The sequence below is a fragment of the Pantoea sp. B_9 genome, assembly GCF_008632015.1.
Lineage (GTDB): Bacteria > Pseudomonadota > Gammaproteobacteria > Enterobacterales > Enterobacteriaceae > Pantoea > Pantoea dispersa.
In genome coordinates, this window is the sequence record NZ_VWVL01000004.1 from 58,246 (window position 1) to 69,865 (window position 11,620).

Below are 11,620 nucleotides of genomic sequence, written 5' to 3' on the forward strand. Positions count from 1 at the left end.
TTTGCCTGCGCCTCAGGCGAACGCCGTCCTCGACACTTTATCCCTCTTCTCCTTCCGTGGCCGCAACGGCATAACATGACAAAAAAATGATAAACTCAGCGTATCTCTGACCTCAGGCGCACACGATGAAGAAGAAAAGACCGGTATTACAGGATGTTGCCGATCGCGTCGGCATCACAAAAATGACCGTCAGCCGCTATTTGCGGAACCCCGATCAGGTCTCTGCGGCGCTGCGCGATAAAATCGCCGTGGCGCTGGATGAACTCGGCTATATCCCCAACCGTGCGCCCGACATGCTCTCTAACGCCACCAGCCGCGCGATTGGCGTGCTGCTGCCCTCGCTCACCAACCAGGTGTTTGCCGACGTGCTGCGCGGCATTGAAACCGTGACCGATGAAGCGGGCTATCAGACGCTGGTGGCGCACTTCGGCTATAACCCGCACAAAGAGGAGCTGCAGCTGCGTTCGCTGCTGGGCTGGAACATTGATGGCGTGATCCTCACTGAACGTTCCCACACGCCGGGCACGCTGCGCATGCTGGAAGTGGCGGGCATTCCGGTGATCGAAATGATGGATTGCGTCACGCCGTGTCTTGATATGGCCGTGGGCTTCGATAACGTCGAGGCGGCGCGGCAGATGACGCATGCTATCCTCAGGAAAGGCCATCGTCACACCGTCTATCTGGGCGCGCGCCTTGATGAGCGTACGCTGCAAAAGCAGCAGGGCTACGAACAGGCGATGCGCGAAGCCGGGCTGACACCACACAGCGTCATGATGGAAGATGCTTCCTCCTTCAGCGCCGGTGCCCAGTTGCTGCGCGAGGCGCAGAAGCGCTATCCGCACACTGACAGCCTGTTCTGTACCAATGATGACCTGGCGGTAGGCGCGATGTTTGAGTGCCAGCGCCAGGGGTTGCGCGTGCCGGAGCAGATGGCGATCGCCGGTTTTCACGGCCACGACATCACGCAGGTGGTCAATCCGCGGCTGGCTACGGTGCTGACGCCACGCGAACGCATGGGGCGTGAATCAGCCGCCATGCTGCTGGCGCGGATTGGCGGCGATCGCAGCGTGACCGCGCCGCTGGATGTCGGTTTTGAGATTGCCGAAGGTGGCAGCATCTGATTTTGGCGATTTTTTGAGTCAGTTCACACTTTCGTGCTTTTCCGCCTGACAAGGGTTGCCAGCGTCTGAGCGCGCTCGGACAATGGCAATCAAAATTGTTATCGGTAACATTGGCAGCTTAACCTGCCGGAGCGCAAAACCATGACCACGCCATCTCCATCGCACCACGTCTTTATCCTGATGGGTGTTTCCGGCAGCGGAAAGTCTGCCGTCGCCAATCAGGTGTCTCATCAGCTCAGCACCGCGTTTCTGGATGGTGATTTCCTGCATCCGCGCAGCAACATCACCAAAATGGCGGAAGGCCATCCGCTGAACGACGACGATCGCCAGCCGTGGCTGCAGGCGCTGAATGATGCGGCGTTCGCAATGCAGCGCACCCAGGCGATCTCGATTATCGTCTGTTCGGCACTGAAAAAGTCCTATCGCGACATCCTGCGTCAGGGCAATCACAACCTGAAATTCATCTATCTGAAGGGCGATTTTGCCACCATTGAGTCTCGTCTCAAGGCGCGCAAAGGCCACTTCTTCAAACCGCAGATGCTGGTGACACAGTTTGAAACCCTGCAGGAACCGGGTGCCGACGAGCCGGATGTGCTGGTTGTCGATATCAATCACTCACTGGATGAGGTAGTTGCGGCCACGGTTGCGACCATCGAGGGCGCAATCAACAAGGGCTAGTCATGAGTACCGCAACGCTGGTGTTAACCGCAGCAGGCTCTGTCCTGCTGCTGCTGTTTTTGGTGATGAAAGCGCGTATGCACGCCTTTGTCGCTCTGATGTTAGTGTCGATGGGTGCCGGTCTGTTCTCCGGTATGCCGCTGGATAAAATTGCTGAGACCATGCAAAAGGGCATGGGCGGCACGCTCGGCTTTCTCGCCATTGTGGTGGCGCTGGGCGCCATGTTCGGCAAAATTCTGCACGAAACCGGTGCGGTCGATCAGATCGCCATTCGCATGCTGAAAACCTTTGGCGAGCGGCGCGCGCATTATGCAATGGGCATTGCCGGGCTGATCTGTGCGCTGCCGCTGTTCTTTGAAGTGGCTGTAGTGTTGTTGATCAGCATCGCCTTCGCGGTGGCACGCCGTACCCACGATAATCTGGTCAAACTGGTGATCCCGCTGTTTGCCGGTGTCGCCGCCGCGGCTGCCTTTTTGCTGCCCGGACCGGCACCGATGCTGCTGGCGGCGCAGATGCACGCTGACTTTGGCTGGATGATCCTGCTGGGGCTGTGCGCCGCGATCCCCGGCATGCTGATTGCCGGTCCGCTGTTCGGCAACCTGATTGCGCGCCATGTGACGTTCAGCGCGCCGCCGGAAGATCATCAGCCGGACGTCAGCGAGGGCCAGCTGCCGTCGTTTGGCTTTAGCCTGTCGCTGATTCTGTTCCCGCTGCTGCTGGTCGGGCTGAAAACCATCGGCGCGCGCTTTACCACACCGGATTCACGTCTGTATGCGTGGCTGGAGTTTATCGGCCATCCGTTTACCGCCATCCTGCTGGCGCTGCTGGTAGCGATTTACGGCCTGGCTTACCGTCAGGGCATGGATAAAGAGAAGGTGATGCAGGTATGCGGCAGCGCGCTGCAACCGGCGGGGATTATCCTGCTGGTGATTGGTGCGGGCGGCGTGTTCAAACAGGTGCTGGTGGATTCCGGCGTTGGCCCGGTGCTGGGCCACGCGCTGACCGGTGCCGGCATGCCGATTGCGCTGGCCTGTTTTATTCTCTCCGGCGCGATTCGGGTGATTCAGGGCTCGGCCACGGTGGCCTGTTTAACCACCGTCGGGCTGGTGATGCCGGTGATTGAACCGTTGCATTACAGCGGTGCGCAGCTGGCGGCGCTGTCGATCTGCATCGGTGGCGGCTCGATTATTATCAGCCACGTCAACGATGCCGGTTTCTGGCTGTTTGGCCGCTTCACCGGTGCCACCGAAGGCGAGACGCTGAAGACCTGGACGCTGATGGAGACGATTCTCGGCACCACCGGCGCCATCGTCGGGATGATCGCGTTTAGTTTGTTGTCGTAATGGCAATGCGCAATAAATTGCGCCGTTACAGATTAATGCACAGCCTGTAGCGGCGCGATTTATCGCGCGTTGTAAAAATGATCAATCCACCTCGCGCTCATCGTCCGGCTGGTCCAGCACGGTGTACGCTACCGCGCAGAACAGCGAATTCAGGCGCTTCATATCTCCCAGCAAACCTAAATGTAGCGAACTGGTTTCGATGCTTTGCACATTCTGCCGGTGCAGGCGCTCGACGTGGGCGTGGGAATAACGGCGAATCAGGATGCGGAAACGGTGCTTGGCACGGCGCAGGCGCTTCGCGCTGGTGACGTCGTGCGACAGAAACACCGACAGGCTCAGGCGCAGGTTGCTTAACACCTGCTCCTGCAGCGAATTCAGCTCTTCCAGTCCTTCCGGCGAAAACGCCCGGCGCGCCTGCAGCGATTTGTCCGCCACGTCGGCGCTCATGCGTTCAATAATGTCGCCTGCCTGCTCCAGATTCAGCGCCATCTCAATCACCTCGGCCCAGCGGCGTGAATCCTCTTCCGCCAGGTCCTCCTTCGGCATGCGCGCCAGATAGAGCTTAATGGCGGTGTACAGCACATCCACATCATCATCCAGCCGCCGCACTGCGCGCTCCTCGCGCAGTTCGCCCATCACCACCTTGTTGAAGCTCTCCAGCATCTGCTCCACCACATCGCCAATGCGCAGCGTTTCCCGCGCCGCGTTGGCCAGCGCCAGCGCCGGGGTATCCAGCGCGCTGCTGTCGAGGTGCTTAGGCTTGAGATGGGTCTGGTTTTCCGCATCGTCGGCGATCATGCGGCGGCACAGGCGCGCCATCGGTTCGGCAAACGGCACCATCACCAGACAGCGCACCAGGTTGTAGAACACGTGGAAGAAGATCACCATCTCTTCATCGTTAACCGGCAGCTTATCCAGCAGATCGGCGATGTAATCGACAAACGGCAAAATAACGATGCTGCCAATCAGCTTGAACAACAGGCTGCCGAGCGCCACCCGCTTGCCGGCTGCATTCGATCCGCTGGCGTTGATCATCGCCAGCAAGCCGCTGCCGAGGTTAGCGCCAATCACCAGACACAGCGCCACTTTGAACGAGATAACGCCGGTGGCGGTCAGCGTGGCGGTAATCAGCACCGCAGCCAGGCTGGAGTAGCTGATGATGGCGAATACCGCGCCAATCAGCGCATCCAGCATGATATCGCCGGTCAGCGTCGAGAACAGCACCTGTACGCCAGCGGCCTGCGTAATGGGTTTGGCGGCGGCGACAATCAGCTGCAGCGCCAGCAGAATCAGCCCGAGGCCGATGGCCGCGCGTCCGATCTGACCGGCGCGCGTCTGTTTGCGGCTGAGGAAAAATACCACGCCAAAAAAGATAAACAGCGGCGACAGCCAGGAGAGATCGAAGGTCAGGATGCGCGCCATGATGGCGGTACCGACGTCAGCTCCCAGCACCACCACCAGCGCGGGCGTCAGGCTGACCAGATTCTGCGCCACAAACGAGGTGACTAACAACGTGGTGGCGTTACTGCTCTGCACCAGCGCGGTAACGCCAATCCCGGCAAGAAACGCCATCGGTTTTTTTTCCACGCTGCGGCTTAACACGCGACGCAGATCGGCACCGTACACGCGCATCACGCCGGTGCGGACAATGTGGGTGCCCCATACCAGCAGGGCGACGGCGGAGAGAAGGTTAAGCAGGGTTAGCACGAATAAAGGCTCCTATGCGCCAGGCAGAAAACAGGCGGCTGCCTGCCTGGCGATAAGCACAGCCGATAAATACCTGCGTCGCGCTGCGTTGCCAATTTTTCGTTTAATTTAAGCGACCTGGCGCAACGTCGACATCTCTAACTGTAGTCCAATCTGCATGCCGGCGGGGTGTAAATCTGCCACGCTGCGGTTGAGCACATCCACCGACAACTCGACCTGATTTGCCAGCACGCGATAGCGGATCACGTTCCCGAGCAGGCTATGGCTGAGAATGGTGGCCGCGATGCCTGCCTGCGGTGCGCACAGCAGGATGGATTCCGGACGAATCGCCACCTGGCTGCTGAACGGCTGACCGGTCAGCTGCGTTGCCTGTTCGGCACTCAGCAGGTTGTAGTTGCCAATAAAGCCCGCGGCGAACAGATCCACCGGCTGGGTATAGAGCGTTTCCGCGTTGCCGTTTTGCACAATGCGACCGCGGTTCATCAGCACAATACGGTCCGACAGCGTCAGCGCCTCTTCCTGATCGTGGGTGACAAAAATGGTGGTTAGCTTCAGCTCCTGCTGAATGTGGCGAATCTGCTCGCGCAGATGGCGGCGAATGCGGGCGTCCAGCGCCGACAGCGGTTCATCCAGCAGCAGCAGACGCGGCCGCGTCACCAGCGAACGCGCCAGCGCCACGCGTTGACACTGACCACCCGACAGCTGGTGCGGATAGCGGCGCGCGAAGTCGGTCAGCTCCACCAGCGCCAGCGCTTCCATCACGCGTTGCTGAATCTCGCCGGCGGGCAGTTTCTGCATCTTCAGGCCAAACGCGACGTTCTTCTCTACCGTCATATTGGGAAACAGCGCATAGCTCTGGAACACCATGCCAATGGTACGTTTCTGCGGCGGCAGCGGCACCAGATCCTGGCCCTGCAGCAGAATGGTGCCGCTGTCGACATCGGTCAGGCCGGCGATGCAGCGCAGCAGTGTTGACTTGCCGCAGCCGCTCGGGCCGAGCAGGGTGACAAACTCACCTTCGTCGGCGCTGAAATCGATGTTTTCAAAAATGGTGGTCGGGCCGTAGCTTTTATTCAGTTGGGTAACGTTCAGGTAACTCATGGTCAGCCTCGTTCAGGATTGAGGGCATTGGCCAGCCAGGTGACCAGCAGGACAACCGCAAAATAAGAGATCACCAGCGCGCTGGTGAAATGCCCGCTGCCGTTGCGCATGTTGTAGAGATAAACCTGCAGCGTTTCATAGCGGGTGCCGACCAGCAGGTTAGCAAAGACAAACTCACCAATCAGAAAGGAGAAGGAGAGCAGCACGGCAATGAACACCCCTTTGCGCAGATTTGGCAGCACCACAAACAGGGCTGCCTGCCAGGTGCTGGCGCCCAGCAGATGAGCCGCGTCAATCAGCTCTTTCAGGTTGATGGCCTGCATATTGTTGGCAATGGCGCGGTAGATAAACGGCAACGCAATGGTGAAGTAACAGCCGATGAGAATCCACGGCGTGCCGGTCAGCATCAGCGGGCCCGAGGAGTAGAGCTGCAGCAGCCCGACCGACGAGACTACCGGCGGCACGGCAAACGGCATCAGAATCAGCACGTTCATCACCGCGTCCAGTTTTGGATAGTAGTAAGCGATCACAAACATCGCAGGCAGCACCAGCAGCAGGGAGAACAGCAGCGCACCCACGCAGATCAGCAGCGAATGACCGAGCGCGGTGAGGAAGCGCGGATCGCTCCACAACTGCGTCAGCCACTTCAGGGTAAAGCCCTGCGGCAGAATGGTATCGCTCCACTCGCTGGAGATGCCGTACAGCAGCGTCGCCAGCAGCGGTGCGGCGAGCACGATCAGCAGCAGCCAGACAATCAGGCGATGGTAGAGTTTTTCGACGCGAGACATGTCAGGACTCCTGTACGCGGGCATGCAGATAGCTGCGACGCACCAGATACTGCTGCACCACGGTAATCAGCGCCATAATCAGCACCAGCAGCATCGCCAGCGCGCCGCCGGTATTGGGATCGAGCGAGATATCGCCTGATACCAGTGCGGCGATGCGCACCGGCACCACGTTGAAGTTGCCGGTGGTCAGCGCGTAAATGGTGGCGTAGGCGCCCAGCGCGTTGGCCAGCAAAATTACAAAGGTGCCGAGCAGTGCCGGAAACAGAATCGGCAGGCCGATGTGCCACCAGTAGCGCCAGCGGCTGGCACCGAGCAGTGCCGCCGACTCTTCCCAGTCTTTCCGCAGCCCGTCAAACGCCGGGTAGAGCAGCAGAATACCGAGCGGAATCTGGAACCAGGTGTAAACCAGCACCATGCCGTCGCGCGAAAACAGCTTAAAGCTGTCCAGCCAGCCGTAGTGGCGCAGCAGCAGCGTCAGGCAGCCGTTCAGTCCGAGCAGGATGACAAAGGCGAAGGCCAGCGGCACGCCGGCGAAGTTGCTGGTCATATTGGTGAACGACAGCAAAAAGCGCTGAAAACGCCCGGTGCCGAGCTTGTGCAGCGAATAACCGGCAAGCAGCGCGATCAGCAGGCCGTAAACGCTCGACCACAGCGAAATATCCAGCGACAGGCGAAAAGCCTGCAGGTAGAACGGTGAAGTGAGGATATCGCTGTAGTTATCGATGCCCCAGCGCTCGTTGATATCGCTCCAGAAGCTGTTGATGGCAATCCACAGTAACGGCGCGAGCTGGAAGGCGATCCAGAACAGCACGAACGGCAGCAGCAACAGCGAGGCCAGGGTTTTGCCCTTCATCAGCGCGGCTCCACCAGCAGACCGCGACACAGCGGTTTGTCGTGCGGGACGCCGAGCAGGGTGCAGACGGTGCCGCACAGGTCGGTTTGCTGCGGTTCCAGGTCGGGCTGCAGCGAGAAGCCGCGGCCAAAAACAAACAGCGGCACCTGCGTCTCTTCCGGCAGAATACCGCCGTGCGAGCGATCGTCGTTCATGCCGTGGTCGGCAGTGACAATCACCTGATAACCGGCGGCCAGCCAGCCCGGCATCCACTGCGACAGATAGCCATCCGCCATTCGTGCCCGGTTACGGTACTGCGGTGATGACAGGCTGTGCTTGTGCCCGGCATCGTCGATGTTCATTGGGTGAATCAGCAGGAAATCGGGATCGTGCTGCAGGCGCAGGCTTTCGGCATCCTCAAACAGATGCGAGTCGGGGTAACCGTCGTCCCAGTAGAAATGGCCGTACTGGATCGGCAGGTCGGGCGCGTTAGTGTGGCGATCGCGCGCGGCGTTGAACGGCGAGCGGTTATACAGTTCGCTCACCCAGTGATAAGCGGCAGCGGCGGTAGTGAGTCCGGCGTCGCGCGCGTAGTGGAAGATGCTGCGCTGATTGCTCAGGCGATTGACGCCGTTGTGAATGATGCCGCTGCGCACCGGCGGAATGCCGGTCAGAATGCATTCGTACAGCGGACGCGACAGCGACGGCAGTTCGCAGGTTAACGTGTAATAGTGGCCGTTGCCCTGTTTGCATTCGGCAAACAGATAGCCCATGGCGTGCTGCGCCACCTGATTACTCAGCCCATCGAGTACCACCAGGATTGTTTTCATCCCCGCTCCCTCAGGTGCGCATGAATGCGCACCCTGTAAAAATTGGTGATAGGTACCGGCGCAATGTATTGCGCATTGCCGGAAAACGGATGCGCGATACATCGCGCCGCAACGGTATGTGCGACTGGCAAAACGTCTGCGTTACTGCTTCATGTTAATAACCACATTCTCCTGCCACAGGCGCGGCAGCAGTTTTGAGGTCTTATCCCAGGCAGCCTGATCTTTGATCGGACGGGCATTTTTATATTCCGACTGCGGCAGCAGTTTGGCCTGCACGTCTGCCGGCAGCGTTAAATGCTCGGCGCGAATTGGGCGCGCATAGCCTTTCGCCAGGTTGATCTGGCCCTCATCCGACAGAATGTATTCACGCGCCAGCTTCGCCGCGTTCGGGTGGCGGGCGTTTTTGTTGATAATGGTGGTGTAGCCAGAAGTCACGGACCCGTCCGACGGAATCACCACTTCGTAGCGATTTTTATCAATCTGGTCGCGGTAGTTCAGACCGTTGAAGTCCCACACCACGGCGACCTGAATCTCACCTTTTTCGATGTTGGCTATTACCGGGTCGGTCACGCCAAGGCGGCCCTGTTTCGCCAGCTCGCCAAAGAACGCCAGCGCCGGCTTGATGTTCTTCTCGTCACCGCCCAGCGCATAGCTGGCTGCGAGGACGCCGTTTGCCGCCTGAGCTGCCGTGCCGACGTCGCCGATAGTGACCACATACTTACCTTTTTTCAGATCGGCCCAGCTGTGCGGTGCGTCTTTCACCTGCTGCTTGTCGATCAGGAAAGCGATGGTGCCGGTGTAGGCCAGAATCCAGTTGCCATCGGCGTCTTTCGCCCATGCCGGAATCTGATCCCAGTGCGTCGGTTTGTAGGGTTGCGCCACGCCTTTGGCGACGGCAATCGGACCGAAAGCGGCGCCCACGTCGCCGATATCGGCGCTGGCGTTATCCTGCTCGGCGGCAAACTTCGCCAGCTCCTGCGCCGAAGACATATCGGTATCGCTGTGCTTCAGACCGTATTTGGTGCTGAGATCGTTCCAGGTATCTTTCCAGTTAGCCCAGGTGTCAGGCATACCGACGCTGTTCACCTGGCCTTCAGCGCGCGCGGCTTTTTCCAGCGCGGCAACATCGTTATCGGCGGCATGCGCGGCGGGCAGCGCAAGCAGAACGGCACTGGCTACTACAGAAGAGATAAACGCTTTCATCTCGATTGCTCCGGGTGTAAGTTGTGGGTCGTCGTGGTCTAGTCCAGCAAGAACCGAGCCAATGTAGCCCGGATAGATGAAGGTTTTATGACCGGGGTGTTGAAATGGGATGTGGCGCGTCGTTCCACATGCGGTTACAGCGCGCTAAAGCGTGGGATGTGCCTTGTCACATTGTAGTCATCGAACTGTCATAGTGCAGATTTGCCCCAAAATGAGGCTAAAAAAATGTCGTCGAAAACCGCAGATGTGATCGCCGCCGCACTATGCGAACGGATTGAAAACGGAGAGTTTGTCACCAGACGATTACCGGCCGAGCGCGCGTTGAGCGAACAATATTCCACCACGCGCATCACGCTGCGTGAAGCGCTTGGCCTGCTGGAAGCGCAGGGCGTCATCTACCGCGAACTACGGCGCGGCTGGTTTATTGCGCCGCCGCGCCTCATCTATAACCCGGCACATCACAGCCACTTTCACGCCATGGCGCTGCAGCAGGGGCGCATTGCCAGCACTGAGGTGATGGAGGCGCGCGAGGTGCCGGCGCAGCTGGCAATTGCGCGCCATCTGCAACTGCTGGAAGGCGATCAGGTGTACCGCATTCGCCGCCTGCGCCGCATAGATGGCCGCGCAGTGCTGTACGTCGAGCATTACCTCAATCCGGCCTTCTTTCCCGGTCTGCTGCGTGAAGATCTCACCCGCTCGCTGACCGATCTGTATGACCAGCGCTACGGCATTCACTACGGCGGTGCGCGATTTACTATTGTACCCGGCCCGCTACCGGCACGGGCGGCGCCAGCACTCAATGTGGCGAGCGGTACGCCCGGCCTGCTGATTACGCGTATCAACCGTGACCAGCATAAGCGGGTGATTGACTGCGACTGCGAGTACTGGCGTTATGACGCGCTGTGCGTTGATGTTGAGGTGTGATGTATTGTGATTTAGATCACATTACAGCATGATAGCGCCAGAAGAATCTCGTCATCTGAGGCGCAAAATAATGACAACAAAACCAGCGGCGGGGCAGCTTATTGCTTCGGTATTACAGTGGGTACTGAACATTGGCCTGGTGATTCTGGCCGTTATTCTGGTGGTGTTTCTTGGTAAAGAGACCATTCACCTGGCGAATGTGCTGTTCAGCACCGGTGAGCAGGCGTCCTCGTATCTGCTGATCGAAGGCATTGTGATCTACTTTCTCTATTTCGAGTTTATCGCGCTGATTGTGAAGTATTTTCAGTCCGGCTTTCACTTTCCGCTGCGCTACTTCGTCTATATCGGTATCACGGCGATTATTCGTCTGATCATTGTCGACCATAAAAATCCTTTCGATACGTTGTGCTACTCGGCGGCCATTTTGATTCTGGTGGTGACGCTGTGGCTGGCCAACAGTAACCGCCTGAAACGCGAGTAATTCCTCCCGCGACGCCAGCGTGGCACAAGCAGATGTGTCACGCTGAGCGCGGTGCGCTACACTAGGGCAACTTTTTTACCGGAGATGTCCTGATGTCGCATGACGCGCTGCGCCAGTTACGCGCACTGCACTGGCTGCCAGCCTCTTCCCCGTTACTTTCACCGCCGCTGCTTGACTGGCTGCTGGAAGAAGACTCAATGACGCGCCGCTTTGAGCAGCACTGCCAGCAGGTTACCGTACAACTGCTGCGGGAAGCGTTCATTACCGCCGATGAGATGCCGCAGGAAGCGGCGTTTCTGCCTGCCGACACGCGCTTCTGGCTGCGTGAAATCGTGCTGTGCGGTGACAATGAACCCTGGCTGATTGGCCGTACCGTGGTGCCGGAGAGCACGCTGAACGGCCCGGAACAGATGCTGCAAAATCTCGGCACGCGACCGCTGGGACGCTATCTGTTTTCCTCCTCGACGCTGAGCCGCGATTTTATCGATCCGGGCCAGATTGATGACCTGTGGGGACGCCGCTCGCGGCTGCGCCTGTCCGGAAAACCGCTGCTGTTAACTGAACTGTTTTTACCGGCGTCGCCGCTGTACCGCGCGCTGAAGCAAGGATAAC

Annotated in this window: 12 protein-coding genes; 6 read left to right on the forward strand and 6 right to left on the reverse strand. The window is 59.0% G+C overall.

Features of this window, described 5'->3' with window-relative positions; all coding sequences use genetic code 11:
• Nucleotides 1-125 precede the first annotated feature (125 nt).
• The 3 genes from gntR (at nucleotide 126) to gntU (ending at nucleotide 3,142) form a co-directional block, all read left to right on the forward strand.
• Nucleotides 126-1,121: a gluconate operon transcriptional repressor GntR gene (gene gntR, locus F3I21_RS13395; protein ID WP_021507996.1), complete on the forward strand. Its 996-nt coding sequence runs from the start codon at nucleotides 126-128 to the stop codon at nucleotides 1,119-1,121.
• A 141-nt stretch (nucleotides 1,122-1,262) separates the two neighbouring features.
• The gene (gene gntK / locus F3I21_RS13400; RefSeq protein WP_010615889.1) at nucleotides 1,263-1,799 is read left to right on the forward strand and encodes a gluconokinase; all 537 of its coding nucleotides are present in this window, start codon (nucleotides 1,263-1,265) and stop codon (nucleotides 1,797-1,799) included.
• A 2-nt stretch (nucleotides 1,800-1,801) separates the two neighbouring features.
• Complete coding sequence (gntU, locus tag F3I21_RS13405; protein WP_021507994.1) at nucleotides 1,802-3,142, forward strand: gluconate transporter; 1,341 nt, start codon at nucleotides 1,802-1,804, stop codon at nucleotides 3,140-3,142.
• Between the two features lie 81 nt (nucleotides 3,143-3,223).
• Here gntU and F3I21_RS13410 read toward each other — a convergent pair whose 3' ends face one another.
• From F3I21_RS13410 to F3I21_RS13435, 6 genes are all read right to left on the reverse strand, one after another.
• A complete protein-coding gene (locus tag F3I21_RS13410) occupies nucleotides 3,224-4,849 on the reverse strand; it encodes a Na/Pi cotransporter family protein (RefSeq protein ID WP_031279764.1) in 1,626 nt (541 codons plus the stop codon).
• A 108-nt stretch (nucleotides 4,850-4,957) separates the two neighbouring features.
• Nucleotides 4,958-5,950 carry an ABC transporter ATP-binding protein gene (locus tag F3I21_RS13415; protein WP_150059140.1) on the reverse strand — a complete coding sequence of 331 codons (993 nt, stop codon included), beginning with the start codon at nucleotides 5,948-5,950 and terminating at the stop codon, nucleotides 4,958-4,960.
• Between the two features lie 2 nt (nucleotides 5,951-5,952).
• Entirely contained in the window at nucleotides 5,953-6,738 is a 786-nt protein-coding gene (locus tag F3I21_RS13420; protein ID WP_058757571.1) for an ABC transporter permease, read from the reverse strand.
• A gap of 1 nt (nucleotide 6,739) precedes the next feature.
• Entirely contained in the window at nucleotides 6,740-7,591 is an 852-nt protein-coding gene (locus F3I21_RS13425; RefSeq protein ID WP_021507865.1) for an ABC transporter permease subunit, read from the reverse strand.
• Complete coding sequence (locus F3I21_RS13430) at nucleotides 7,591-8,400, reverse strand: alkaline phosphatase family protein (protein WP_150059141.1); 810 nt, start codon at nucleotides 8,398-8,400, stop codon at nucleotides 7,591-7,593. The genes F3I21_RS13425 and F3I21_RS13430 overlap by 1 nt, the downstream gene beginning before the upstream one ends.
• Before the next feature lie 141 nt (nucleotides 8,401-8,541).
• On the reverse strand, nucleotides 8,542-9,603 hold the full coding sequence (locus F3I21_RS13435) for an ABC transporter substrate-binding protein (RefSeq protein WP_150059142.1): 1,062 nt from the start codon (nucleotides 9,601-9,603) through the stop codon (nucleotides 8,542-8,544).
• A gap of 225 nt (nucleotides 9,604-9,828) precedes the next feature.
• On the opposite strand from F3I21_RS13435, the gene F3I21_RS13440 reads away from it, so the two are divergent.
• From F3I21_RS13440 to ubiC, 3 genes are all read left to right on the forward strand, one after another.
• Complete coding sequence (locus F3I21_RS13440) at nucleotides 9,829-10,527, forward strand: UTRA domain-containing protein (RefSeq protein WP_021507862.1); 699 nt, start codon at nucleotides 9,829-9,831, stop codon at nucleotides 10,525-10,527.
• A gap of 70 nt (nucleotides 10,528-10,597) precedes the next feature.
• Nucleotides 10,598-11,008 (forward strand): phosphate-starvation-inducible protein PsiE, encoded by a 411-nt coding sequence (psiE, locus tag F3I21_RS13445; protein WP_141496159.1) that lies wholly within the window; start codon nucleotides 10,598-10,600, stop codon nucleotides 11,006-11,008.
• A 92-nt stretch (nucleotides 11,009-11,100) separates the two neighbouring features.
• Nucleotides 11,101-11,619 carry a chorismate lyase gene (gene ubiC / locus F3I21_RS13450; protein ID WP_010616617.1) on the forward strand — a complete coding sequence of 173 codons (519 nt, stop codon included), beginning with the start codon at nucleotides 11,101-11,103 and terminating at the stop codon, nucleotides 11,617-11,619.
• Nucleotide 11,620 lies beyond the last annotated feature (1 nt).

What these genes read in the sequence shown, in the direction of transcription:
- gntR (WP_021507996.1), top strand. Translation starts at nt 126, where the DNA reads ATGAAGAAGAAAAGACCGGTATTACAGGATGTTGCCGATCGCGTCGGC.
- gntK (WP_010615889.1), top strand. Translation starts at nt 1,263, where the DNA reads ATGACCACGCCATCTCCATCGCACCACGTCTTTATCCTGATGGGTGTT.
- gntU (WP_021507994.1), top strand. Translation starts at nt 1,802, where the DNA reads ATGAGTACCGCAACGCTGGTGTTAACCGCAGCAGGCTCTGTCCTGCTG.
- F3I21_RS13415 (WP_150059140.1), bottom strand. Translation starts at nt 5,950, where the DNA reads ATGAGTTACCTGAACGTTACCCAACTGAATAAAAGCTACGGCCCGACC.
- F3I21_RS13420 (WP_058757571.1), bottom strand. Translation starts at nt 6,738, where the DNA reads ATGTCTCGCGTCGAAAAACTCTACCATCGCCTGATTGTCTGGCTGCTG.
- F3I21_RS13425 (WP_021507865.1), bottom strand. Translation starts at nt 7,591, where the DNA reads ATGAAGGGCAAAACCCTGGCCTCGCTGTTGCTGCTGCCGTTCGTGCTG.
- F3I21_RS13430 (WP_150059141.1), bottom strand. Translation starts at nt 8,400, where the DNA reads ATGAAAACAATCCTGGTGGTACTCGATGGGCTGAGTAATCAGGTGGCG.
- F3I21_RS13435 (WP_150059142.1), bottom strand. Translation starts at nt 9,603, where the DNA reads ATGAAAGCGTTTATCTCTTCTGTAGTAGCCAGTGCCGTTCTGCTTGCG.
- F3I21_RS13440 (WP_021507862.1), top strand. Translation starts at nt 9,829, where the DNA reads ATGTCGTCGAAAACCGCAGATGTGATCGCCGCCGCACTATGCGAACGG.
- psiE (WP_141496159.1), top strand. Translation starts at nt 10,598, where the DNA reads ATGACAACAAAACCAGCGGCGGGGCAGCTTATTGCTTCGGTATTACAG.
- ubiC (WP_010616617.1), top strand. Translation starts at nt 11,101, where the DNA reads ATGTCGCATGACGCGCTGCGCCAGTTACGCGCACTGCACTGGCTGCCA.